The following is a 23,504-nucleotide window of genomic DNA, read 5'->3' on the forward strand; positions in this document are numbered from 1 at the left end:
TCGGTGTGCTCTACCTCGGCCTGATCACGGTGCTCGACGCCCGGGGCCCCCTCCAGCCCCCTCCCCCCGAGGCCCTGGGCGTGGTGGCAACTGCCGATCCCGCCGCCGCTGCAGCGGTTCCACCACCCGCCGCAGGGCCACCTCCAGAAAACCGCGCAACGCCCCCTCCCGCCGGTTGAGGTCGTACTGGCGGCGCACCACCTCCTGCAGCCCCCCATCGCCCCAGTCCTGGCCCTGCTCGAAATAGGTCAGGAAGCTGAGGCCGGCGATCCGTGTCAACCAGGCTGCACTCACCCCCTGCACCGCCTTGCTGACCACCAACGCCGGCAGGTTGAGGCTCAGGGCCGTGGTGATCAGTCCCAGCCCCCCCTTGATCACCCCCAGGCCCGCCAGGGTGCGGCCCACCGAGAGGGCCAGGTCCTGACCGGCCTCCCGCGTCAGCGTCACCCCATAGACCCGGCCCAGCTCCACCACCATCTGGGCATTCACGGCCGCGGTGCCCAGCAAATCCACCACCGGCAGGGGGTTCACCACCAGCACCCCGGCACCGATCCACATGTAGCGATCGACAATGACTTCTCCGTCCTGGCGCCGCTGGCGCGAGAGCAGGGCGCGGCTGGCATCACTCAGGCGCTGGCTCTGCAGCAGGATGTTGTCGGCGATCAGCTCTTCGCCGTCCTGGTGCAGCACCTCCGAGAGCCGGCGCAGCAGGGCCTCCACTTCCGCAGCAGGCTGCAGCGGCCGGCCGCCGGGCCTGGGGATCGACTGGGGTGCAGCGGCGGCGGCGATCACATCCTCGGCGGCGATCCTGCCGCCGCAGCGCTGGCGCAGTAGGGCCAGCAGGCGACGCTCCTCCTCCTCGCCGCGCAGGTCGCACTTGTTGAGCACCAGCACCAGGCGCTTGCCCAGGCTGGCGAGGGCCTCGAACACCTGGAACTCGGCGGCCCGCAGGTCGCCATCCACCACCAGCACCAGCAGATCGGCCCGGGCCGCCTGGCCACGGGCCTCCTGCTCCCGCTCCTGGCCGTCGCGGCCCGACTCGAGAATTCCGGGGGTGTCCACCAGTTGCAGCCCCCGCTGCAGGCCCTTGAGCCGCAGCCGGTAGGTGTGACAGGTGGTGGTGGAGCCCATGGCGGCCCCCACCTCTCCCACCACCTGCTGCAGCAGAGCACGGATCAGGGAGGTCTTGCCGGCCGAACCACTGCCGAACACCACAAGCATCAGGTCGCCGCGGGCCAGATCCGCCTCGACGCGGTCGCGCTCCTGGCGCAGGGCCTCACGGGCCACCTCATCACGCACCCGCTCCAGCACCGGATCAATGGCCCGCAGCTGCTGGCCGGCCGCCTCCTGGCGGCTGCTGGGAGCGGCCAGGGGTGGGCGGCGGGGGGTCGCCTTGGTTCTGGGATTGCGCCAGGCCCGCAGCCAGGGCCAGACCAGGCGCAGCAGCAGCACCGTGCCGCCGCCCAGCACCAGCAGCAGCAGCGGGCCCACCAGGGCCGGTGGCAGCAGGTAGCTGAGCTGCCACACCAGGTTGTTGAAGGCCTGCAGCAGCAGCGACAGGGCCACGATCACGGCCAGTGCCGCCCCCGCCCAGATCCAGAGCCGCAGGCGCGGCATCAGGGTTTGGCGGCGGGAGGGCCGCTGCTCGACTCACCACGGCTCGGGGTGGCCTGGCGCATGATGTCGCCCCAGAGGCCGGCCGCCAGGGCGCTGTTGCTGCGGGTGGGGCTGTTGTCGTCGTTGCCCAGCCAGATGCCCATCACCCAGTGGCGGCTGGGCTCTGAGCCGATGAACAGCAGATCGCGGCCCCCGTTGGTGGTGCCGGTCTTACCGCCCTCCTGCCCGCCCAGATAGGCGGCCCGACCGGTGCCGGAGCGCACTGCCGCCTGGAGCAACCCCTGCATGCGGCGAGCCAGCTCGGGCTTGAGCACGCTGCGGCCGGCCTGGATGGCGCGGTTCGGTTGATCGCCTTTGTGGCGCAGCTGGCGGCAGCGTTCACTCTCAAGGCCTGAGCAGGTTTCGGCGTCGGTGAGACGGCGGATGGTGCTGGGGGCATGCCAGACCCCACCGTTGGCCACAGCCGCGTAGGCGGCGGTGAGCTCGATCAGCCGCACCTCGCTCTGGCCCAGGGTGAGGCCGGGCACCGGGCTGAGGCTGGAGCTGATGCCCAGGTCCCGGGCCTGCTGCACCACCGCCTCCAGGCCCACCCGCCGGGCCAGGCGCAGGGCAGCGGTGTTGCTGCTGACGGCAAAGGCCTGACGCAGGCTGAGGTTGCCGCCGCAGCCACTGGAGAAGGCCTGGCCGCGCCAGCTCAGGGGGCTGCAGCTGATGGGATCACCGGGGCGGGCGCCCCGCTGCAGGGCCGCCAGATAGGTGAAGAGCTTGAAGGTGCTGCCCGGTTGACGCTGGGCCTGGCTGGCCCGGTTGTACTGGCTGGTGCTGTAGTCGCGGCCACCGGCGATGGCGATCACGCCGCCGCTGCGGCTGTCCAGCAGCACCACCGCCCCTTCGCTCACCCCAAGGGCGGCGGAAGCGGCCAGGCGACGGCGCAGTTCGCGCTCCACCACCGCCTGCACCGGCGGATCCAGGTGGGTTTCCACCAGAAAATTCCCCTCCGCCGCCACATCCGCCCCCAGCAGGCGCTCCAGATCAAGACGCACCTGGTCGGTGTAGTAGGGCAGCGGGCGCCGGTCACCACTGCGGCAGGCCTGGCTCCCCAGCTGAATGGGACTGCGGCGGGAGCGGCGGGCCTGATCAGGGCTGAGGCGGCCGCTGTCGGCCATCTTCAGCAGCACCACATTGCGAGCCTCCAGGGCCGCCTGGGGATTGAGGCAGGGATCGTGGCCGTTGGGGGAGGGCAGGAGGCCCACCAGCAGGGCCGCCTCCTCCAGGCTGAGCTGGGCCGCGGGCTTGGCGAAGTAATGGCGGGCAGCATCCTCGAAACCCCAGCCCACCCCCAGATAGACGCGGTTGAGATAGCTGAGCAGCAGCTCGCCCTTGCTGAAGCGGGCCTCCAGTTGCAGGGCCACCAGCAGCTCCCGCCACTTGCGAATCAGTGTTTCGCCCTGGCCCACCTGTTCGGGATAGAGGCTGCGGGCCAGCTGCTGGGTGAGGGTGCTGCCCCCCTCCAGCACCCTCCCGCCGAGCACGTTGGTGGCCAGGGCCCGGGCGGTACCGATCGGATCCACACCGGGATGCCACCAGAAGCGGCTGTCCTCACTGGCGAGCAGGGCCTCCACCAGGGCCGGCGGAAAATCGGAGAGGGCGTCATTTTCGCGGTGTTCGCTCGATTCAGCGGCACTGACGGGCCGGTTCAGGCGGTCGTAGAGGGCAAGGGGGCCACGCACCGGCGCCAGGCTGCCGCGCACCGGCAGCCAGAGGAACGCCACGCCCAGCAGCAGCGCACCCCCTGAAGCCAGTCCCGCCAGCGCCAGGGTGAGGCCGCGGGCCAGCCGCGGGCCCCGGGGTCTGGGCTGGCGCTGGAACACCAGCTCCGGCAAAGCCGGCTGATCAGGCGGACCGAAGCGCAACACATCGCCATCGCGCAGCAGCAGCTCCCTGACCCTCTGGCCCCGCCAGAACAGCCCGTTGGTGGAGCCGCTGTCACGGATCAGCCAATGGCTCCCCACCGCTTCGAGCCGGGCGTGCTGCTTGCTGACCGCAGGGTGATCAACGTTCAGCTCCAGACCCGGATCGCGGCCGAGGCGCATCGATGGGCCATGCAGCGCCACCCTCCGGGGCGGCTGACCACTCAGCTGAATCTCCACCCGGGCCCGCGCCGGCCCCCCACGCTCCAGCTGCTCCCGCTTCAGGCCCTCAACGGCGCTCACGGGGACGGCCCTCCCAGAGGTCGAGGATCAGGCAGACCACCGCCACATTGATGGCCACATCGGCCAGGTTGAACACCGGGAACTGGATGGGCACCAGCTCCAGAAAATCGACCACACCGCCGATCCGCCAGCGGTCGAGGCCATTGCCGACAGCGCCCCCCAGCAACGAGCCCAGTCCCAGCCACTGCCAGCGCGGCAGCGACGGATGGCGTTGGATCCAGACCACCAGCAGCAGGGCCACCACCAGGCTCACCAGGGCCAGCCAGACCGTGTGGCCGGTGAACAGGCTGAAGGCGGCGCCGGTGTTGAACACCAGCCGCAGCCGCAGCAGCCCGGGGATCAATGGCTCCGCCAGACCCGAAGGCAGTGCGGCCGTGGCCCATGCCTTGCTGAGCTGATCGAGAACCACCACCAGCACCGCCACGGTCCAGGCGAAGCGGCGGCTGGAGCTTGTCGCAGCGCTCATGGCTGCACCAGCAGCAGACGGCGCAGGGGCCAGGCCAGCACCGCCACGCCACAGCAGAGCAGCAGCTGGGGCAGCAGCGGAGCGAGGCTGTAGGAGATCAGCAGATCGGGAAGGCCAGCAGGCCAACGGCCCGCCACAGCCCCCAGCAGCAGATTGGCGATGCCGCTGAGCTGAATCACCAGCAGGCCGAAGCAGGCCGAGGCCAGCAGTGGCAACAGCTCACCCATGCCCTCCTGACGCGCCAGCCGGCCACTCACCCAGGCCGCCGGCACGAATCCGGCCAGGTAGCCGAAGCCAGGATCCAGCAGATAGGCCATGCCGCCGCCGGAGTGGAACACGGGCAGCACCAGCAGACCGAGGCTGAGGTAGGCCACCGCCGCCAGCAGAGCCGGCCTGGGGCCGCAGACCAGGGCCGTGAGCAGCAGGGCCGGCACCTGGGCGGTGACCGGCAGATCCAGCAGACGCAGTCCATCCCCAGCCAGGGGCAGGGGGATGGCGGCCTGGATCAGGCCGCCCATGGTGATCAGCAGCAGCCCCACAAGGGCGCCACTCCAGTTGGCTAAGGCCCGCAAACGAACGCTGATTGGCTGCACCCATCCTGCTGTAGTGGAGGCCAGCTGAACAGCGGTGGCGATGAGCACTCCCGATCTGAGCACCGATCCACCGATTGATCACCCCTCCGATCAGCCGTTATCCCCAGGCACTGAGCCGGCGCCAGCCACCTTCACGGTGGGCGAGTGGGTTCAGATCACGGCCCGGATCACCTACCTCAAAACCGCCGATCCGATGCCGATGCTGCGCCCACCGGATCTGGTGGATGCCGATGAAGTGGGTCAGGTGATGGCCCTGCGGGCCATCAACCAGGTGGCGGTCCGCTTCCGGCGCGGCACGTTCCTGCTGGGCGCCGATCAGCTCAGCGCCTGCACCCCCGAGGGACGCCCCAGGGGGTGAGCCCCCCAGACCGTGCCGGCAGCCCGCAGGGCTTCGGGCGGTCCGCAGAGGCTCAGGCTTGGCCGGCTCAGCAGTTGGCGGGCCACGGCATGAAGAGTGGCGGCATCGAGGCTGTCGGCCCGCTCCAGGGCCTCGTCGGCGTAGGACCAGCCCAGGCCATGGCCCAGCACCATCGCCTGACGATCAGCGATCTGGCCGCAGGTCTGGCGGCCGGCGGCGGAGGCGCCACGGAACTTGGCGATCGCCAGGGCCAGTTCCTCCTCGCTCAGGGGCTGATCCAGCAGTCGCTGCCACTCAGCGAGCAACTCCCTGGTGGCCTCGGCGGCCCGCTCAGCGGAACTGGAGAGGTGGAACACGAAGGGGGCGGCGCCGCAGCGGGCCGGGGCGTGAACACCCACGTCGTAGGCCAGGCCGTGGTCTTCGCGCAGGGCCACGAACAGCCGGCTCGACATGCCCACCCCCAGGTGGCACTGCAGCAGGCGCAGGGCCAAGGAGCGGGGATCGGCCAGGGGCACGGTGGCGGTGCCGAGCATCAGCACCAGCTGCTCAGTGTCTTGCTCCTCCAGCAGCAGGCCAGGCTCGTTCTGAGCACCCTGCCCGTTCAGCAGCGACGCTGATCGGCTGCTCCAGGCCGGGCTGTCGGGGGGCTGCAGCAGCTCCTCCAGCCCAGCGGGCGGGCGGCCCACCAGCACCAGGGCCGCCCCCTGCCCCCCCAGAACCGCCGCCGCATCAAGCAGCTGGGGACGGTCCAGCCCGGCCAGCTCCACCTCCACCCCCAGTGGATCGTGGCCGTAGGGACCCTGGCCGAAGAGGTGGGAGCGCAGTTGGTCGTGGGCCTGCTGGAAGGGGTCTTCGCGCAGGCGGCCAAGGGTCTGCAGGTTGAGCTGGCGCTCCAGGCTGATCTGATCGGGATCGAGCCAGGGGCGCTGGACCATGACCCCCAGCAGGGGCAGCAGCGCCGGGGCGTCGTCGCTGGCGCACTTGAGGCTGATCACCATGGCGTCTTCGCAGGCTTCGCAGCGCAGCTCATCGCCGAGGCCCTCCACCAGATCGGCCAGCTGATCGCCGCTGAGGTCGCCGCAGCCCCGGCTGAGCAGGCCCGCCAGCAGCTGGGCGCGACCGCGCTGGCCTGGTGGATCGGCGGCACTGCCGCCGCGGATCCAGAGCCGGGCGGAGAGGATTGCCGGCCCCTGGCGATGCAGCACCGACACCGGGCAACCGCCGGGCAGCTCGAAGCGCTCGGGCTGAGGCAGGGGAGGAAGGGGAGTGGAGCGGCTCATGCGGGCAGGGCCAGCAGACGGCAGGCCCGCTCGGGCGCCAGCATCGGCAACAGCTCGCTGCTGAGGCGCTCCACACTCCAGCGCTGCAGCAGCTCCAGGGGCTGACGCAGCGGCTGCAGACGGCCCCAGAGGCACTGGTGACCGATCAGCCCCGCCACCGACGACGCCGATTCCAGGCCAAAGCGGTAGCCATTGGCCACCAGCCGCCTGGCACGCTCCAACTCACTCTCCGGCGGAGGGGTGCAGCAGATCTCCTGCCAGACCACCGCGATCTGCTCCTCCACCGCCGCCACCTGCTCCGGAGCACAGACCGCTTCGAGCAGGGCAAGGCTGCCGGCTTCGAGCACGTTCAGGTCCAGATCGATGCTCTCCACCAGGCGCAGCTCCTCCCGCAGCCGCTGCACCAGCCGACTGCGGCGGCCTTCGGCCAGCAGGCTGGTGAGCAGGTCGGCGCCGCCCACCGCCTCCTGATCGGCGGCGGCGGGCAGTTGCCAGGCCATCAGCAGCCGGGCCGCCTCCAGCCGGGGCAGCTTCAGCTCATGGACCCCAGGGCTCAGCTCCAGGGCTGGGCCCGCTGGACGGGCTGAGACCAGGGGTTCCAGGCCGGCCAGGGCGCTGTTCGCCAGCAGGGATTCGATCGGCAACTGATCAATGGCACCGGCCAGCGCCAGGCTGCAGCGACGGGGCCGGTAGGCGCCGCTGTGAAACGAGGCCATCCCCTTGGGGGTCTGAGCCTTGAGGGCCCCGCGGGTGCCGAGGATCGGCCGGCCATAGGGGTGCTGGGGGCAGGCCAGGGCCAGCAGGCGCTGGAAGGCCACTTCTTCGGGCTGGTCTTCACTCTGGGCCAACTCTTCGAGCACCACCTGGCGCTCCATGCGGAAATCGGCAGGATCGAGCCTTGGCTTGAGCACCAGATCCAGCAGCAGCTCCAGAGCCTCGGGCACCGCCTCCGCCGGCACCAGCACGTGGTAATGCACGTCGTCGAAGCCCGTGGCCGCATTGCTGCTGCCGCCCAGCGACTCGATGCGGCGATCGAACTCACCCGCCTCCAGGCGCTCGCTGCCCTTGAAGACCATGTGCTCGAGGAAGTGGGCCACGCCCTCCTGCCCGGATCCCTCACCGGCACTGCCGGCCTGACACCAGAAGTCGAGGCAGACCAGGGGGGCCTGCTCCTGGCGCAGGCTGACCACCTCCACCCCGTTGTCGAGGCGCAGCAGGCAGGGATCCTCGAAGCTGTCGGCAGCCTGGAGCGGTGGGCGGGAGGTAAGGGGCAACGGCTGGGCCGAAAGGGCGTGGCAGGATCAACATTCTGCTGGCCGAGGCTGCCCTGTGACCGCCACTGTCCCCGCCTCCAGCCCCGAACAGCGCCCTGCCGGCTCCGGTCTGCACCCCTTGGTGGATGCCCTGGCCGCAACGATCCGCCAAAGCTGGAGCGCCCTGCCGGAGCTGGCTCCGCTGGCCATCGAGCCCGACCTCGAAGCGATCAGCGGCAGCCTCGATGGCGAGAAGCTGTTCATCCGCAACGAGCTGCGCCGCTGCCGCGGCCTGCGCAAGCTGCACCTGGAAACCGCCCGGCTGGGGGCCGGTCTGCAGATCCTGCACTGCGTTTTCTTCCCGGATCCCCGCTACGACCTGCCGGTCTTCGGAGCCGACATCGTGGCTGGACCGGCCGGAGTGTCGGCCGCCATCGCCGATCTCTCCCCCACGAGCCCTGAGCTGGCCCCCGGGATCGCCGCCGACCTGGCCGCTCTGCCCCGCCACCCCTACAGCCAGCCGCGGGAGCTGCCGGCCTGGGGCACAATCTTCTCCCCCTTCGTGCGCTTCGTGCGGCCGATGAACGAGCAGGAGGACGGCTGGTTTCAGGAGGAGGTGGCGGGCCTGCTGGCGGTGATGGCCAAAGCCGTGGCCAGCACTCCGGAGGAGGCCACCGATGACCCCGCTACGGTTGCCCGATATCACGGGCAGCTCTCGTATTGCCAGCAGCAGAAACGGAACGACAAGACCCGCCGCGTGCTGGAGAAGGCGTTCAACCCGAGCTGGGCGGATCGCTACATCGAGCATCTGCTGTTCGACGATCCACTGCCGCTGGCATGAGTCGTCTGCCCCTGCGTCCGCTGTTGATCGGCGCCGCCGCCCTGGTGCTGGTGGCCGGCACCGTGACCCTGATCAGCCGCAACCAGCAGAGCGCCAGACCCGCAGCCACGCCCGATAGCGCCGCCCAGCCCCGAAAGCTGGAGGCGGTCTCGGCTCTGGGCCGGCTTGAGCCCGCCGGCGACATCCGCAAGCTGGCCGCACCGATCACCGGCATCGGCGGCAGCCCCCGCATCACCGAGCTGCTGGTGGACGAGGGCCAACGGGTGCAGGCGGGCCAGTTGCTCGCCACCTTCGACACCGGCCCGGCCCTGCAGGCCCAGCGGCGGTTGCTGCAGAGCCGCATCGCCAACCTCAACGACCAGGTGACGCTGCTGGGACGGGAAATCGCCCGCTACCGCCAGCTGGCCAAGGCGGGTGCCACCCCGGCGGCGGATCTCGAAAGCCGCGAACTGACCCTGGTGGAGCTCAAGGGCAACCTGCGTGAAGCCCAGGACGAACTGGTGAAGACCGAGGCCGATCTGGTCAACACCGAGCTGCGGGCTCCCTTCAGTGGCACCGTGCTCAAGCTGCAGTCGCGGGTGGGCGAGCGCCCCGGCGATGACGGCATTCTCGAGCTGGGGGCCAGCGACCAGATGGAGGTGATCGCCGAGGTGTATGAGAGCGACATCAACCGAGTGCAACTGGGCCAGCGGGCCAGCATCACCAGCGAGAACGGAGGGTTCAGCGGCAGCCTCAATGGGCGGGTGATACGCATCAGCCCCCAGGTGCGCCAGCGGGACGTGCTTTCTACAGATCCCACCGGCGATGCCGACGCCCGCATCGTTGAGGTGCGCCTCGCCCTGGATCCGGTCGACATCGCTCGGGTCAGAACCCGCGCCGGCCTCAAAACCGTGATCCGCTTCGAGACATGAGCGGACTGCCGGGGCTGGCGGCGATCTGGAGCCGGCGAAAGATTCCCCTCTCCTGGCTGCTGCTCACCCGCCAACCGGCGCGGCTGGCGGTGGCCCTGGCGGGCATCAGCTTCGCCGGGATTCTGATGTTCATGCAGTTCGGCTTCCGCGACGGACTGTTCGACGCCAGCATCACGGTGCACAAGCTGTTCGACACCGATCTGGTGCTGATCAGCCCGCGCTCCAGCAGTTCGGTGAGCATGGCCGGCTTCCCCCGCCGGCGCCTGGTCCAGACCCTCGCCGATCCCGATGTGGCCGGCATCACGCCGGTGCACTGGAATCTGGTGCTCTGGCGCAATCCCAAGGACCTCAGCACCCGCTCGATCCTGGCCCTGGGCTTCGAGCCGGGCGATCCCCTGTTCACCGATCCCGGCCTGGCGGCCAAGGCCAAGGTGCTCAACCAGCGGGGCCGTGTGCTCTTCGATGAACTCTCGCGCCCGGAATTCGGTCCGGTGGCGGAGTGGTTCCGGGAGGGCCGCACGGTGGAGAGCGAGATCGGCGGCAAGCGGGTGCGTGTCGGCGGCCTGGTGGCCCTCGGGGTGTCCTTCGGCGCCGACGGCAACATCCTCACCAGCAGCGAGACATATCAGCAGCTGCTGCCGAACACGCCCCCCGGCAGCATCGAAGTGGGTCTGATCCGCCTGCGGCCCGGGTCGGATCCAGCCGTGGTGATCAAGCGCCTCAAGGACTCCCTGCCCAAAGACGTGAACGTGCTCACGAAGCAGGGCTTCATGGACTTCGAGAAGGACTACTGGCGCAACAGCACGGCCATCGGCTTCATCTTCACCCTCGGTGCCGCCATGGGCTTCATCGTGGGCTGCGTGATCGTGTATCAGATCCTTTACAGCGATGTGAGTGATCACCTGCCGGAGTACGCCACCTTGATGGCGATGGGCTACCGCCTGCCCACCCTTCTGGGGGTGGTGGCGAGGGAGGGTCTGCTGCTGGCCCTGCTGGGCTATCTGCCGGCCTATGCGGCCGGTCAGGGCCTCTACTCCCTGGTGCGCTCCGCCACCCGGCTGCCGGTCTACATGGACACCCCGAGGGCCGTCCTGGTGTTCAGCCTGATCCTGGTGATGTGCATGGGCTCGGCCGGCATGGCCATGCGCCGCCTGGGGGATGCCGACCCCGCCGAGATCTTCTGAGTCTTCTGAGAACCAACGCCAGCTCAGCCGTGCCGCCATGACCACCGCCCCCTCACCCCCTTCAGCCCGCCCCGCCCCAAGGGGCTCCACGCCGCCGATGGTGGAGGTGGAGGGGCTCTGCCATTGGTATGGCAGCAGCGAGATGCGCCGTCAGGTGCTGCAGCAGGTGAATCTGACGATCCAGCCCGGCGAGGTGGTGCTGCTCACCGGGCCCTCGGGCTGCGGCAAGACCACCCTGCTCACCCTGGTGGGGGCCCTGCGCCAGGTGCAGCAGGGCCATGTGCGGGTGCTGGGCCAGGACCTGAACGGCTCCAGCCGACGGCAGCGGCAGCAACTGCGGCAGCGCATCGGCATGATTTTTCAGGGGCACAACCTGCTGCGCTGCCTCAGCGCCGAGCAGAACGTGCAGATGGGCTCCGACCTGCTGCCGAACCTCGGCTATCGGGCCCGGCGGGATCAGGCACGGGAATGGTTGCGGGCTGTGGGCCTGGGCGACCATCTCGACAAGCTGCCCCATGGGCTCTCGGGGGGCCAGAAGCAACGGGTGGCGATCGCCCGGGCCCTGGCGGCCCACCCCCGCCTGCTGCTGGCGGACGAGCCCACCGCCGCCCTCGACAAGCAGAGCGGCCGCGAGGTGGTGGATCTGCTCAAGCGCCTGGCCAGGGAGCAGCATTGCGCCGTGCTGATGGTGACCCACGACCCCCGCATCCTGGATGTGGCCGACCGGCTGGTGCAGATGGAGGACGGCCGCCTGATCGCCGCGCCGGTGCCCGAGCCTGAGCCGGCCCTGTGAAGCGCATCGATCGGGCTTGGTAGACTGGTGCATCACACCAACGGGCCGGAAGCACTACATGGCGAAACGCAGGAACCTGAAGAAGGAAAAGCAGGAGCGCAACCGCTCCTACGCCCGCAAGTTCAAGAAGCGCAAGCTGCGCAACGACGGCCGTGGTGAAGGGGCCGGCAACGGCGTCACCGGCACCGCCAACAACGGCGGCGCCGCCGACTGAGCCAGGCGCTGATGTCGCTCTCCAGGTGCCCGAGCGTGGCGCCTGACGGGCGTGGGGATCCCGAGGGATCCCTTTTTCATGTTCAAGCACCATCACCCCCCGGCAGCCGAACCATGGTTCCCAGCGTCGTCATCCCCACCTACAACCGCCGACCGATCCTGGAGAAGGCACTGCTGGCCCTGGAGGATCAGCGGCTGGAGCCGCCCCTGCAGGACTACGAGGTGGTGGTAGTCGATGACGGATCCACCGACGGCACCGCCGAGTGGCTGCGGCAGGAGGCGGAGCGCTTCCCCCATGTGCGCCTGGTCGAGCAGGACCACGGCGGACCGGCCGAGGGCCGCAACCGTGGCGTCGACCATGCCCGCGGTGATGTGATCGTGTTCATCGACAGCGATCTGGTGGTGACCGGCACGTTCCTGCTGGAGCATGCCCGGGCCCTCGAGGCCCGCTGGCAGCAGAGCGGCAACCGGCTCTGCTTCACCTATGGCGCCGTGATCAACACGGCCAATTTCGAGGATCCCACCAGCGAACCCCACAAGCTCAGCGATCACTCCTGGGCCTATTTCGCCACCGGCAACGTGGCGATCGATCGTCAGCTGCTGGAGCGCGCCGGCCTGTTCGACACCGGCTTCCGCCTCTACGGCTGGGAAGACCTGGAGTTGGGGGAGCGCTTGCGTCGCCTGGGGGTGGAGCTTGTGCGCTGCCCGGCGGCGGTGGGCTACCACTGGCACCCTGCCCTCAGCCTGGAGCAACTGCCCGATCTGGTGCGGATCGAGCAGGAGCGGGCACGCATGGGGCTGGTTTTTTACCGCAAGCACCCCACCCGGCGGGTGCGCTTCATCATTCAGTTCACCTGGTGGCACCGGCTGCTCTGGGAGCTGCTCACCCTGGGGGGCCTGATCAATGAGCGCACGCTGCGGCCCCTCCTGGCCTGGCTGATCCGACGCGGCAAGAACGCCCTGGCCATGGAGTTGCTGCGCCTGCCGCTCAACCGCCTGGGGGTGCGGGCCCTCTACCGCGAGGCCCGCGCCGAGGGCCTTCGCTGACCGTTTGGTAGCTTGGCTTGTCCCCTCATACACCGCACACCTGTCCGTTTCGGGTGCTCAGTCGGCACCGGTGATCCCCCATAGCGGGTCATCGCGTCTGATCCCTGGCAGGTGGAGGCGAACCCGAAACCCTTCCTAACCATGGCTGTTGTCACCCTCACCGAGATGATGGAGGCTGGCGCCCACTTCGGGCACCAGACGCGTCGTTGGAATCCCAAGATGTCGCGCTACATCTATTGCGCGCGCAACGGGGTTCATATCATTGATCTGGTGCAGACCGCCGTCTGCATGAACAACGCCTACAAGTGGACACGCAATGCCTCCCGCAGTGGCAAGCGCTTCCTCTTCGTGGGCACCAAGAAGCAGGCCTCCGAGGTGATCGCCATCGAGGCCAGCCGCTGCGGCGCCGCCTACGTGAACCAGCGCTGGTTGGGCGGCATGCTCACCAACTGGAGCACGATGCGCGCCCGCATCGATCGCCTCAAGGACCTTGAGCGGATGGAGAGCTCCGGCGCCATCGCCATGCGTCCGAAGAAGGAAGCCGCCGTGCTGCGTCGCGAGCTGGAGCGTCTGCAGAAGTACCTCGGAGGCCTCAAGTCGATGCGCCGTCTGCCCGATGTGGTGGTGCTGGTGGACCAGCGCCGTGAGAACAACGCGGTGCTCGAGTGCCGCAAGCTCGACATCCCCCTGGTGTCGATGCTCGACACCAACTGCGACCCTGACCTGGCCGACGTGCCCATCCCCTGCAACGACGACGCCGTGCGCTCCGTTCAGCTGGTGCTGGGCCGCCTGGCCGATGCGATCAACGAAGGTCGCCAAAGCGGTCAGGAGCCACGGGCCGAAGACGACGAGGCCTGAGGCCTCCCGCTTGCTGAGTTCAGGCCCCAGGCCTGAACGTTCCACGGGGTTCCGAGCTGCTTGGGACCCCTGATCACCACCACCAACCTTTTCCTTCCTCCTTTCCCCTCCCATGGCTGAGATCTCAGCGAAGCTCGTCAAGGAACTGCGCGAGAAAACCGGCGCCGGCATGATGAATTGCAAAAAGGCGCTGGGCGAATCCGCCGGCGACATGGGCAAGGCCGCCGAGTGGCTGCGCCAGAAGGGCATCGCCACCGCCGAGAAGAAAGCCGGCCGCACCGCCGCCGAGGGCGCCATCGGCAGCTACATCCACACCGGTGCTCGGGTGGGTGTGCTGGTGGAGCTGAACTGCGAAACCGATTTCGTCGCCCGTGGCGATGTCTTCCAGGAGCTGTTGCGCAACGTGGCGATGCAGATCGCCGCCTGCCCCAACGTCGAGTACGTGAGCACCGAGGAGATTCCTGCCGCCATCGCCGATCGCGAGAAGCAGATCGAGATGGGTCGTGACGACCTGGCCGGCAAGCCCGACAAGATGAAAGAGAAGATCGTTGAGGGCCGCATCGGCAAGCGCCTCAAGGAACTGGCCCTGCTGGAGCAACCCTTCATCAAGGACAGCTCGATCACCGTGGCCGAACTGGTCAAGCAGGTGGCCGGCAAGATCGGTGAAAACATCCAGGTGCGTCGCTTCACCCGCTACACCCTCGGCGAGGGCATTGAGGTGGAGCAGGCCGACTTCGCCGCTGAAGTGGCCGCCATGTCCGGCAAGGCGGCCTGAGCGCCCCCGGCGTTCCACTCCTGTCCCTCCGCCACAGCCGATTGGAGACCAGCGCCACCGCGTTGTCCGAAGCCCAAGGGCACCTGGAGCGGATCCGCCAGCGCCTGGGGGAAGGCCACCGGGACCTCTATCACGACCTGGCCCTCTACCTGCAGGTGCTGCGCGACGGCCTGCCGGAGGCCGTTCAGCAGGCCGTGTTTCATGTGGCCACCCAGGTGGTGCCGGAGCGCTACCAGCAACTGAACGACCGCCAGCGTCAGGAGCTGCCCCGCCGGCTGGCGCAGCTGGTGCAGCGCTGTGGCTGCCTGCTCACCCTGGAGCAGCTGTTGGTGCTGGCCCGTCAGGTGCAGGGAGAGCAGAGGCGCCAGGGACAGCAGGAGCAACGCCGTCTCGCTCAGGCTCTGGCGCAGCTGTCAGCCGGGCCTGATCAGGACGACGACAGCTCCGGGACCGAGGAGCGCGATGAAGCGGAGGGCTCGATCCGGCTGGGCCTGAATCTGCCCCTCACCGCCGAACTGTTCTCAGCCGGCCTCCCGTCCCTGGCCGGCCTCACCAACCTGGTGGACAGCGCCGAGGACGCCGCCGGGGTCTTCGGCGACGATCACACGGGTGAGGATGAGGACCTGGAGGAGTCGGAACTGGAGGGCGCTGAAGGCCTCGAGGACTTCGGCGCCAACGAAACTGACGACGCTGATGAGGCTGACAACGCTGACGAGGATGGCGAGGGCGCGCAGGATGGCGACGACGATCCCACCGACATCCTGCGCGCCCTGCTGGTGATGGCCGTGCCACCGGAGCAGCGCGACCGGGTCAGAGGCCCTGACCGCCCACTGGCGGAGTCAGCGGCAGGATCGCTCGCCGATGGCTCTGGCGGTGGCGATGGGGATCAGCGCCTGGTGCCCCAGCAGCCACTGGAGCTGCTGGAGTGGTGGAAGGCGCTCGACCTTGCCCTGCAGCGCCGCCTGCGCAACCTCTCCCATGCCGTCAACCTCGATCTGATCAAGCTGGGTCTCACCCGCAGCCTGCTGCCGCTGTCCCTGCTGGATGCCGTGTTGGAGGGAGATCTCGAAGCCCTGCCGGCCCCGGCCAATCTGTTGCGCATCCAATTGCCCTTCGGCAGCCCCGAAACACCGGTGCAGGTCCAGGCCCTGGGGCTGCTGCTGCGCACCAGCGACCTCGAATACGAACAACCCCGGCTGCGCACCTGCCGCAAGCGCCTGGAGCAGCGGCGCGCCAGCGTACGCAAAATGGCTCAGCAGTACCGCCACTGGCAGCGGCGGGCCCGGGCTTTGGAAGCGGAACAGCAGTGGATGCAGGACAGCCAATCCACCCCCGAGGGCCAGGCCTGAACCCGGCGGTGGATCCGCCTGCTGCCAGCTCCAGCGCCAGCCGGGCCGGCAGCCAACTCGAGCATGGGGGCTGGATCACCACCCTGCAGCAGGCGCTGCAGCTGGAGGTGGAACGCGGCTTTGAGAATCTGCAGGGGCGCCGGGAGACGTTCAGCCTCTTCCTGGAGCGCCAGTGCCGCCAGCCCCCCGAGGGGCTGATCCGCCGCATGCCGGAGGCGGAGTCGGCCCTGACCGCACTGGCCGAACTCTTCGCCCGCTACGACGACCTGTCCCTGGCCCAGCGCCAGTCGCTGCTGCGGCGCTGCCGGGAGCGGCTGCACGGACTGCGCCAGAGCCTGGAGCCACCCCGGCCGCCCAGCCCCCCACGGCTGAAGCTGGCACCGCCGCTGGCGGCGACGGCGCGCCGGGGGGCGGGTCCGATCCAGCCCGACACCCCCCTGGCCGAAGTGCCGGGGATCGGGCCGAAAACCGCCACCCGCCTTGCGGGCCTGGGCTTGTTGCTGGCCCGCGACCTGTTGCGCCACTACCCCCGCGACTACCTCGATTACGCCAATCTGGTGCGCATTCAGGAGCTGGTGCCGGGGAGCACCGCCACCATCGTGGCCACGGTGCAGCGCTCCCATGCCTTCGCCAGTCCGCGCAACCCCCGGCTGGTGATCCTGGAACTTCACCTGCGCGATATCAGCGGGCGGCTGCGGCTGAGCAAGTTCTTCGCCGGCCAGCGCTTCAGCTCACCGGGCTGGCTCAAGGCCCAGCAACGGCAGTTCCCGCCCGGCTGCAGCGTGGCCGCCAGTGGCCTGGTGCGCGAGACCCCCTACGGCCCCACCCTCCACGATCCCCTGCTGGAGGTGCTCGAGTCCCCCAACACGCCCGTGCGCTCGCGCCAGATCGGACGGCTGGTGCCGGTCTATGCCCTTACCGAAGGGCTCGGCGCCGAACGCCTGCGCCAGGCCATCGGGACCGTGCTGGCCGCCGCCGCCGCCTGGGGCGATCCCCTGCCTGCGGCCCTGAGGCGGCAGGAGGGCCTGCTGGATCGAGCCGCCGCCTGGCGCGGGCTGCACGATCCCGCCGACCGCGACCAGCTCAGGGCCAGCCGCCACCGGCTGGTCTTCGATGAATTCCTGCTGCTGCAGCTGAGCCTGCTGCAACGGCGCGCCCAGCTGGCCCGGCGGCCGGCCCCACCCCTGAAACTGCCGCAGGGAGCAGGCCGCTTGATGGCCTCCTTCCTGGAGCTGTTGCCCTTCCAGTTCACCGAGGCCCAGCGCCGGGTGCTGGCCGACATTCAGGCGGATCTGGAGCAGGAACAGCCCATGGCCCGCCTGCTGCAGGGGGATGTGGGCAGCGGCAAGACCGTGGTGGCCATCGCCGCCCTGCTGGTGGCCATCGAAGCGGGCTGCCAGGGCGCCCTGATGGCCCCCACGGAGGTGCTGGCCGAACAGCACGCCCGCAAGCTGGGGGAGTGGCTGAGCCAGCTGCATGTGAGCACCGCCCTGCTCACGGGATCCACCCCGCCGGCGCGGCGGCGCCAGCTGCTCCAGGACCTGGCCAACGGCCAGCTGCAGCTGCTGGTGGGCACCCATGCCCTGCTGGAGGATCCGGTGGCCTTCGCTCGCCTCGGGCTGGTGGTGGTGGATGAGCAGCACCGCTTTGGCGTACGCCAGCGCGATCGGCTGATGGGCAAGGGCCTGCAGCCCCACCTGCTGACGATGACCGCCACACCGATCCCGCGCACCCTGGCCCTTTCGGTGCATGGCGACCTGGAGGTGAGTCAGATCGATGGTCTGCCGCCGGGGCGAACCCCCATCCGCACCCGCCTGCTGCGGGGCGGCCAGCGCCGGGAGGCCTACGAGCTGATCCGCTCGGAGGTGGCCCAGGGCCAGCGGGCCTATGTGGTGCTGCCCCTGGTGGAGGAATCGGAGAAGCTGGATCTGCGCTCGGCGGTGGCCGTCCACCGGCAGTTGCAGGACGAGATCTTCCCCGACCTGCGCGTGGGCCTGCTGCACGGGAAGATGCCGAGCCCCCGCAAGCAGGAGGCGATCAACGCCTTCGCCAGCGGCCGCTGCGATGTGCTGGTGTCCACCACCGTGGTGGAGGTGGGGGTCGATGTGCCGGAGGCCAGCGTGATGGTGATCGAGCACGCCGAGCGCTTCGGGCTGGCGCAGCTGCACCAGCTGCGGGGCCGGGTGGGCCGCGGGGCGGCGGCCTCCCATTGCCTGCTGATCAACGATGGCAAGGCCGGACCGGCCCAGCAGCGGCTGGAGCTGCTGGTGCGCTCCAGCGATGGCTTTGAGATCGCTGAACTGGATCTGCAGCTGCGGGGGCCGGGCCAGGTGCTGGGAACCCGCCAGTCGGGCCTGCCCGATCTGGCCCTGGCCAGCCTCAGCGACGACGGGGACGTGCTGGAGCAGGCCCGCTCGCTGGCCAGGCGGCTGCTGGAGCTCGACCCTGGCCTTGAGGCCCACCCGGGCCTGCGCCAGGCCCTGAGCGAGCAGCGGCAGCGGCAGGTGGAGGCCAGCAGCTTGAATTGAGCACTCCCCGCCATCCCCGCGCGTGAGCCCCAGCCCGCTCAGGCCCTGGAGCCCGATCCCGATCCAGGACACGGCCGAAGGGCTGATCCCCCTGCCGAGCCAGTTGTTGCGGCTTGAGCCCCACCCCTATGCGGCGCTGGGGGCGCCCTACGGCGACGGCTGCAGCCCCTTCCAGCTGCGCAGTGGCGTGGTGGAGCGGCTGCTGCGGGCCCAGGGGGAGCTGCAGCGCCACCACAGCGACTGGTGCCTGGCGATCTTCGACGGCTGGCGGCCCGTGCGGGTGCAGCAATTCATGGTGGAGCACACGATCGAGAGCGAATGCCATCGGCTGGGGCTGGACCCTCGCCAGAGCGGCCCCGAGTTGGAGGCCGTGATCGCCGACGTGGGCCGCTTCTGGGCACCCCCCAGCCCCGATCCGGCCACACCGCCGCCCCACAGCACCGGCGGGGCCGTGGATCTGACCCTGGCCAGCGCCGCTGGCCTGCCGCTGGATCTGGGCGGAGAGATCGATGCGATCGGAGCGGTCTCAGAGCCTGATCACTACCACCCGTCCAGACGCAGCGAACGCCTGGACGCCACCCTCGAGCCCCGGCTGGCGCAGGAATGGCACCGGCGCCGCAGCCTGTTGCGCCAGGTGATGGCCACAGCCGGCTTTGTGCAGCATCCCCATGAGTGGTGGCACTTCAGCCACGGCGATCAGCTCTGGGCCTGGCGGCAGGGGGAAGCGAGTGCGATCTACGGCGGCTGGGATCCGGGCAGGGGCTGACGCTGCAGCTCACGCCAGATCCGGTCGGCTTCCTCGCGGCTGATCCGGTTCTCGTTGGCGCAGCGCTTCAAGCTGGCCTCCCCCAGCTCCAGCTGGATCTGGCGCAGCCGTTGCAGCACCTGCGGGGGTTGATCCGCGAACTGCAGCAGCTGGTTCTGATAGGCCTTGAGCATGTGATCGGCCTGGCAGGTGTCGCCATCGGGCTGATAGATCCTGACCGGGGTTTTCGGCGGTGGTGCCATGGTCCGGGCCTCCAGCGGAGGACTCCAGGGGCTGATCGTCACCAGGACCAGGCTGGCGCTGCCCAGCAGCAGCGACCCAACACAGGGGCGCAAGGACGACGCCATCAGCTCTCGGCGGGGAGCAGCGCCTGGATCCGCTCGGCCCCGAGGCCGGAGACGAACTGGCCGAAGCTCTGGCGGCCGCCGTCGTTCTTCCAGAGCAGCAGCAGCGGCTCGAGGGTGGCCTCCAGATCCGCCAGGGGCATGCGCTCCAGGTAGGGAACCGCCAGCTGGGTGAGGTTGGGGGTGCCGCCCAGCCAGAGCTGGTACTGCTCCACGCCACTGCCCACCAGCCCCACCTCGGCCATGTAAGGCCTGGCGCAGCCATTGGGGCAACCGGTCATGCGCAGCAGCAACGGCCGCTCGATGCCGAGCCGCTGCAGCTGGGTCTCGAGGCGCTCGAGCACCGCCGGCAGGATGCGCTCCGACTCGGTGATCGCCAGGCCGCAGGTGGGCAGCGCCGGACAGGCGATGGCATGGCGCGACAGCAACGACGGCGCTTCCGGCGAATCGAAACCGAGGGCGGCGAGGGCCTCCTTGACACTGCTGCGCTGGGAGGTGCCGATCGAGCAGAGCAGCAGATCCTGGTTGGGGGTGAGCCTCGCCTCCAGCTGATACGTCTCGACCAGGCGGCGCAGGCCGCGCTTGCGCTCTCCCTCCAGCCGGCCACAGAGCAGAGGCAGACCCACGAACCAGAGCCCACGGTTCTGGCGGTGCCAACCGAGGTAGTCGTCGAGGCGGGGTTTGGGTTCGGCCCGCAGGGGCTTGATCGGCGCCTCGAGGTAACGGCCGAGCTCCTGGCGGAACCACTCGACCCCACGGTCGTGGATCAGATACTTCATGCGGGCATGGCGCCGCTGCTCCCGGTCGCCGTGATCGCGCTGGAGGGCCACGATGGCCTGCACCAGATCGAGCACATGCTCCGCCGCCACGTAGCCGAGGGGATCGGCGGTGCGGGCGAAGGTCTCGTCCTTGTTGTGGGTGCGGCCCATGCCACCGCCCACGTACACATTGCAGCCACGCAGGCGGCCAGAGGGGTCGGTGAAGGCCACCAGACCGATGTCCTGGGTGAGGAGATCCACCGAGTTGTCACCGGGAACGGTGACCGCCACCTTGAACTTGCGGGGGAGATAGGTCCCCCCATAGAGCGGTTCGTTGGAATCACCGCTGAATCCAGGTCCCTGCGCTTGGCGCTGACGGGCGCGCTTGACGGCGGCGGCGGGCTTGAAGCGGTAGCTGTGGTCGCCATCCACCCAGAGATCCAGGTACGACCCCTCTGCCGCCAGCGGAGCGATCAGGTCGGCGATCTCATCGGCCAGACGCCGGGCGGCGGGATATCCGCCCTTCTCGAAGGGTGCGGCCGGCGCCATCACGTTGCGGTTGATGTCACCACAGGCGGCGAGGGTCGAGCCCATCGAGCGCACGATCGTGCCGATCACCTCGCGGATGTCGGCCTTGGCGATGCCATGCATCTGAAAGGCCTGGCGGGTGGTGAGCCGCAGGGTGCCGTTGCCGAGGCGGTCGGCGAGTTCATCCATCGCCAGGTACAGGGGCACCGGAATGCGACCAGCCGGACTGCGCAGACGCAGCATCATCTGCCAGTCCTTCTCCTGCCCCTTCTGGCGGTTGTCGCGGTTGTCCTGCTGATAACTGCCGTGGAACTTGAGGATCTGAACGGCCCCATCGGTGAAGAAGGGTTTGTCGTTCTCCAGCTCGGTGGCCAGGGGCTCCTTGAGGTAGTCGCTGGAGGCCTTCAGCCGCTCGAACTTGCTGGGGGGTTTGATCGCGGCGGCAGCGTGGCCGTTGCCGGTCGAAGACGATGGGGAGGCTGCACCCACAGGCTCGGATTCCACCTTGCTGCGGCCGGGACCCGACGACTTGCGATGACGTTCGGGGGTGAGGGTCACGACAAAGGCACCAGCGTCACTTGAAGGTAGCGAAGCAGGGTGAGGCTGACGGGCTTTCAATACAGTCACAGGCTGCTGAGCTGTGCAAGTGGCCACCTTCCTGCTGGAAATCGGAACCGAAGAACTGCCGGCCGATTTCGCGCGCCTGGCCCTGCCTCAACTGGAGCAGCAGGTGCGCCACGACCTGGCCGCCCAACGCCTGCCCCACGGCCTGGTGGAGGCCACCAGCACGCCGCGGCGCCTGGTGCTGCGCGTGGCGGATCTGCCCCTGCGCCAGGACGACCTGGCCGAGGAGCGCAAGGGCCCCCCAGGCGCTCAGGCCTTTGTGGATGGGCAACCGGGCCCGGCCGCCATCGGTTTCGCCAGCCGCTGTGGCGTCGATCCAGCCAGCCTCGAACTGCGGGAGACCCCCAAGGGCCCGTTCGTCTTCGCCCGCCTTCTGCAGCCGGGGCGAGCCAGCGACGAGGTGCTGGCGGAGCGCATCCCGGCCTGGATCGCCGCGCTGCAGGGACGGCGTTTCATGCGCTGGGGCGAGGGGGAACTGCGCTTCAGCCGTCCGGTGCGCTGGCTGGTGGCCCTGCTCGATCAGCAGGTGATTCCCCTGGTGCTGGAGGGCAGTGATCCCCTGATCAGCAGCGGCCGGATCAGCCGTGGCCATCGCCTGTCGAAGCAGACGCTCACCGTTGCCGACGCCGCTCTGCACAGCGAACTGCTGGCCAAGGCCGGCGTGCTGGTGGACCGGCAGCAGCGGGCCGACTGGATTCGCCAGCAGGTGCTCGCGGCCGCCAGCGCCGCCCAGGCCCGGCCCGATCTCCCCGAGGAGCTGTTCGAGGAACTGGTGGACCTGGTGGAGAGCCCCAGCCTGATCGAGGGATCGGTGGAGCCCCGTTTCCTCGACCTGCCGCCAGAGGTGTTGAGCACGGTGATGCGCAGCCACCAGCGCTATGTGCCCCTGCGCCGCCTGGACGCGGCGGAGGATCCCCTCGCCCTGACGGCCCAGGCCAGCCTGCTGCCCCGCTTCCTCTGCATCGGCAACGGCCTGCCCCAGGCGGCCGCCACGGTGCGGCGGGGGAATGAACGGGTGCTCAAGGCCCGCCTGGCCGATGCCGAGTTCTTCCTTCAGGCCGACCGTGCCGTCAGCTGCGAGCAGCGACGGGCTCGCCTCGCCAGCGTCACCTTTGCCGAAGGGCTCGGCAGCCTGCTGGATCGCAGTGATCGCCTGCACTGGCTGAGCGACCTGTTGCTGCAGCACCTCTCGCTGGCAGCGGAGCAGCGGGAGGCGGCCCTGCGGGCTGCCCACCTGTGCAAGCACGATCTGGTCTCTCAGATGGTGGGGGAATTCCCCGAACTGCAGGGGGTGATGGGGGCCAAGTACGCGCTGGCGGAGGGGGAATCCAGGGCCGTGGCCCTGGCGGTGCTGGAGCACTACCTGCCCCGGGGAGCCGGCGATCAGCCCCCCAGTTCCGATGCCGGCGCCGTGGTGGCCCTGGCCGAGCGACTGGAGCTGCTGCTCAGCATCTATGCCAAGGGTGAGCGGCCCAGCGGCTCCTCCGATCCCTATGCCCTGCGCCGGGCGGGCAACGGCGTGTTGCAGATCCTCTGGGAGCGGGGCTGGAGGCTGGATCTGGTCCGTGTGCTCTCACAGGCCAGTGTCCACTGGGCCCAGCTGCTGGCTGAGCTGAAGCTCGAGGCCCCCACCCTGGCCGCTGAGCTGATGGAGACCCTGCGTCAGCGCATGGTCTCCCTGCTGGATGACGAGGGCTTCGAGAACGACCTGGTCCAGGCCGTGGCCGGCGATGGAGTGGCCGCCGGGCGGCTGCTGGGCGATCCGATCGACGCTCGCCAGCGTCTTGCCCTGCTCGTCCAGCTGCGCAGCGATGGCCAGCTGGCACCACTGCAGGCCGTGGTGCAGCGGGCGGCACGGCTGGCCATCAAAGGAGATCTGGCGGCGGATGTGCTCAGCCCAGCAGGGGTGGTGGATCCGGCCCTATTCAGCTCCCCCAGCGAAGGGGGCATGCTGCAGGTGCTGCAGGAGTTGGAGCCGATCCTGTCGCTGCCCGATCCTGAGAGCCGCTACCGCCAGTTGGCGCACAAGCTGGCGGAGGGAGCCGAGGCCCTCTCCGCCTTCTTCGATGGCGCCAGCAGTGTGATGGTGATGTGCGACGACCTTTTAGTGCGCCGCAATCGCCTCAACCTGCTGGGGGTGTTGCGCAATCAGGCCGGTGTCCTGGCCGACTTCAGCAAGCTCAGCAGCTGAGGAAGGACTTTCAG

21 protein-coding genes are annotated in these 23,504 nt (G+C 69.4%); 13 read left to right on the forward strand and 8 right to left on the reverse strand.

The window, feature by feature from the left end:
* Positions 1–24 precede the first annotated feature (24 nt).
* Genes KQ304_RS09175 through KQ304_RS09190 form a run of 4 tightly spaced genes read right to left on the reverse strand, consistent with a single transcriptional unit; the run spans position 25 to position 4,868 of the window.
* Positions 25–1,617, reverse strand: a complete 1,593-nt coding sequence (locus tag KQ304_RS09175) for a GTP-binding protein (RefSeq protein ID WP_259736802.1) — start codon at positions 1,615–1,617, stop codon at positions 25–27.
* Positions 1,617–3,830: a transglycosylase domain-containing protein gene (locus KQ304_RS09180; protein ID WP_259736803.1), complete on the reverse strand. Its 2,214-nt coding sequence runs from the start codon at positions 3,828–3,830 to the stop codon at positions 1,617–1,619. The genes KQ304_RS09175 and KQ304_RS09180 overlap by 1 nt, the downstream gene beginning before the upstream one ends.
* Positions 3,817–4,296, reverse strand: coding sequence for a signal peptidase II (gene lspA, locus KQ304_RS09185; protein WP_259736804.1), 480 nt, complete (start codon positions 4,294–4,296; stop codon positions 3,817–3,819). The genes KQ304_RS09180 and lspA overlap by 14 nt, the downstream gene beginning before the upstream one ends.
* On the reverse strand, positions 4,293–4,868 hold the full coding sequence (locus KQ304_RS09190; protein ID WP_259736805.1) for a biotin transporter BioY: 576 nt from the start codon (positions 4,866–4,868) through the stop codon (positions 4,293–4,295). Before KQ304_RS09190 ends, lspA begins: the two co-directional genes overlap by 4 nt.
* A 61-nt stretch (positions 4,869–4,929) precedes the next feature.
* Here KQ304_RS09190 and KQ304_RS09195 point away from each other — a divergent pair, with 61 nt between their 5' ends.
* Positions 4,930–5,247, forward strand: a complete 318-nt coding sequence (locus KQ304_RS09195; RefSeq protein ID WP_311133902.1) for an NAD(P)H dehydrogenase assembly family protein — start codon at positions 4,930–4,932, stop codon at positions 5,245–5,247.
* Here KQ304_RS09195 and KQ304_RS09200 read toward each other — a convergent pair.
* Complete coding sequence (locus tag KQ304_RS09200) at positions 5,205–6,527, reverse strand: pitrilysin family protein (RefSeq protein WP_259736806.1); 1,323 nt, start codon at positions 6,525–6,527, stop codon at positions 5,205–5,207. The genes KQ304_RS09195 and KQ304_RS09200 overlap by 43 nt on opposite strands.
* Entirely contained in the window at positions 6,524–7,801 is a 1,278-nt protein-coding gene (locus KQ304_RS09205; RefSeq protein ID WP_259736807.1) for a pitrilysin family protein, read from the reverse strand. The genes KQ304_RS09200 and KQ304_RS09205 overlap by 4 nt, the downstream gene beginning before the upstream one ends.
* Before the next feature lie 55 nt (positions 7,802–7,856).
* Here KQ304_RS09205 and KQ304_RS09210 point away from each other — a divergent pair, with 55 nt between their 5' ends.
* The 11 genes from KQ304_RS09210 to KQ304_RS09260 all read left to right on the forward strand — a co-directional run bounded on the left by KQ304_RS09210 (position 7,857) and on the right by KQ304_RS09260 (position 19,045).
* On the forward strand, positions 7,857–8,621 hold the full coding sequence (locus KQ304_RS09210) for a phycocyanobilin:ferredoxin oxidoreductase (protein WP_259736808.1): 765 nt from the start codon (positions 7,857–7,859) through the stop codon (positions 8,619–8,621).
* Entirely contained in the window at positions 8,618–9,532 is a 915-nt protein-coding gene (locus KQ304_RS09215) for an efflux RND transporter periplasmic adaptor subunit (RefSeq protein WP_259736809.1), read from the forward strand. The genes KQ304_RS09210 and KQ304_RS09215 overlap by 4 nt, the downstream gene beginning before the upstream one ends.
* A complete protein-coding gene (gene devC, locus KQ304_RS09220; protein ID WP_259736810.1) occupies positions 9,529–10,716 on the forward strand; it encodes an ABC transporter permease DevC in 1,188 nt (395 codons plus the stop codon). The genes KQ304_RS09215 and devC overlap by 4 nt, the downstream gene beginning before the upstream one ends.
* 97 nt (positions 10,717–10,813) lie before the next feature.
* Entirely contained in the window at positions 10,814–11,509 is a 696-nt protein-coding gene (locus KQ304_RS09225; protein WP_259736859.1) for a DevA family ABC transporter ATP-binding protein, read from the forward strand.
* Between the two features lie 58 nt (positions 11,510–11,567).
* Positions 11,568–11,723 (forward strand): hypothetical protein, encoded by a 156-nt coding sequence (locus KQ304_RS09230; protein WP_011129965.1) that lies wholly within the window; start codon positions 11,568–11,570, stop codon positions 11,721–11,723.
* Between the two features lie 113 nt (positions 11,724–11,836).
* Complete coding sequence (locus tag KQ304_RS09235; protein WP_259736811.1) at positions 11,837–12,769, forward strand: glycosyltransferase family 2 protein; 933 nt, start codon at positions 11,837–11,839, stop codon at positions 12,767–12,769.
* A 141-nt stretch (positions 12,770–12,910) separates the two neighbouring features.
* The gene (gene rpsB / locus KQ304_RS09240) at positions 12,911–13,627 is read left to right on the forward strand and encodes a 30S ribosomal protein S2 (protein WP_259736812.1); all 717 of its coding nucleotides are present in this window, start codon (positions 12,911–12,913) and stop codon (positions 13,625–13,627) included.
* Positions 13,628–13,739: 112 nt separating this feature from the next.
* Positions 13,740–14,402 carry a translation elongation factor Ts gene (tsf, locus tag KQ304_RS09245; RefSeq protein WP_259736813.1) on the forward strand — a complete coding sequence of 221 codons (663 nt, stop codon included), beginning with the start codon at positions 13,740–13,742 and terminating at the stop codon, positions 14,400–14,402.
* 62 nt (positions 14,403–14,464) lie between these two features.
* On the forward strand, positions 14,465–15,751 hold the full coding sequence (locus KQ304_RS09250) for a hypothetical protein (RefSeq protein ID WP_259736814.1): 1,287 nt from the start codon (positions 14,465–14,467) through the stop codon (positions 15,749–15,751).
* Positions 15,752–15,759: 8 nt separating this feature from the next.
* Positions 15,760–18,279 carry an ATP-dependent DNA helicase RecG gene (recG, locus tag KQ304_RS09255; protein ID WP_399228972.1) on the forward strand — a complete coding sequence of 840 codons (2,520 nt, stop codon included), beginning with the start codon at positions 15,760–15,762 and terminating at the stop codon, positions 18,277–18,279.
* Between the two features lie 22 nt (positions 18,280–18,301).
* A complete protein-coding gene (locus tag KQ304_RS09260) occupies positions 18,302–19,045 on the forward strand; it encodes a M15 family metallopeptidase (protein ID WP_259736815.1) in 744 nt (247 codons plus the stop codon).
* Here KQ304_RS09260 and KQ304_RS09265 read toward each other — a convergent pair.
* Together KQ304_RS09265 and sir are read right to left on the reverse strand one after the other, a co-directional pair.
* Positions 19,015–19,392, reverse strand: a complete 378-nt coding sequence (locus KQ304_RS09265; RefSeq protein WP_259736816.1) for a hypothetical protein — start codon at positions 19,390–19,392, stop codon at positions 19,015–19,017. The genes KQ304_RS09260 and KQ304_RS09265 overlap by 31 nt on opposite strands.
* Entirely contained in the window at positions 19,392–21,233 is a 1,842-nt protein-coding gene (gene sir, locus KQ304_RS09270; RefSeq protein WP_399228977.1) for a sulfite reductase, ferredoxin dependent, read from the reverse strand. The genes KQ304_RS09265 and sir overlap by 1 nt, the downstream gene beginning before the upstream one ends.
* An 88-nt stretch (positions 21,234–21,321) precedes the next feature.
* Between sir and glyS the strand changes: the two genes are divergently transcribed.
* A complete protein-coding gene (glyS, locus tag KQ304_RS09275) occupies positions 21,322–23,490 on the forward strand; it encodes a glycine--tRNA ligase subunit beta (RefSeq protein WP_259736817.1) in 2,169 nt (722 codons plus the stop codon).
* Positions 23,491–23,504: the final 14 nt, after the last annotated feature.

Origin of the sequence: Synechococcus sp. CS-1329 (genome assembly GCF_025128055.1) — a bacterium.
GTDB lineage: Bacteria > Cyanobacteriota > Cyanobacteriia > PCC-6307 > Cyanobiaceae > Regnicoccus_A.

Excerpts from the sequence above, each read along its gene's own strand:
- KQ304_RS09175 (WP_259736802.1), bottom strand. The coding sequence starts at position 1,617 with ATGCCGCGCCTGCGGCTCTGGATCTGGGCGGGGGCGGCACTGGCCGTG.
- lspA (WP_259736804.1), bottom strand. The coding sequence starts at position 4,296 with ATGAGCGCTGCGACAAGCTCCAGCCGCCGCTTCGCCTGGACCGTGGCG.
- KQ304_RS09195 (WP_311133902.1), top strand. The coding sequence starts at position 4,930 with ATGAGCACTCCCGATCTGAGCACCGATCCACCGATTGATCACCCCTCC.
- KQ304_RS09200 (WP_259736806.1), bottom strand. The coding sequence starts at position 6,527 with ATGAGCCGCTCCACTCCCCTTCCTCCCCTGCCTCAGCCCGAGCGCTTC.
- KQ304_RS09215 (WP_259736809.1), top strand. The coding sequence starts at position 8,618 with ATGAGTCGTCTGCCCCTGCGTCCGCTGTTGATCGGCGCCGCCGCCCTG.
- devC (WP_259736810.1), top strand. The coding sequence starts at position 9,529 with ATGAGCGGACTGCCGGGGCTGGCGGCGATCTGGAGCCGGCGAAAGATT.
- KQ304_RS09225 (WP_259736859.1), top strand. The coding sequence starts at position 10,814 with ATGGTGGAGGTGGAGGGGCTCTGCCATTGGTATGGCAGCAGCGAGATG.
- KQ304_RS09230 (WP_011129965.1), top strand. The coding sequence starts at position 11,568 with ATGGCGAAACGCAGGAACCTGAAGAAGGAAAAGCAGGAGCGCAACCGC.
- KQ304_RS09235 (WP_259736811.1), top strand. The coding sequence starts at position 11,837 with ATGGTTCCCAGCGTCGTCATCCCCACCTACAACCGCCGACCGATCCTG.
- rpsB (WP_259736812.1), top strand. The coding sequence starts at position 12,911 with ATGGCTGTTGTCACCCTCACCGAGATGATGGAGGCTGGCGCCCACTTC.
- tsf (WP_259736813.1), top strand. The coding sequence starts at position 13,740 with ATGGCTGAGATCTCAGCGAAGCTCGTCAAGGAACTGCGCGAGAAAACC.
- KQ304_RS09265 (WP_259736816.1), bottom strand. The coding sequence starts at position 19,392 with ATGGCGTCGTCCTTGCGCCCCTGTGTTGGGTCGCTGCTGCTGGGCAGC.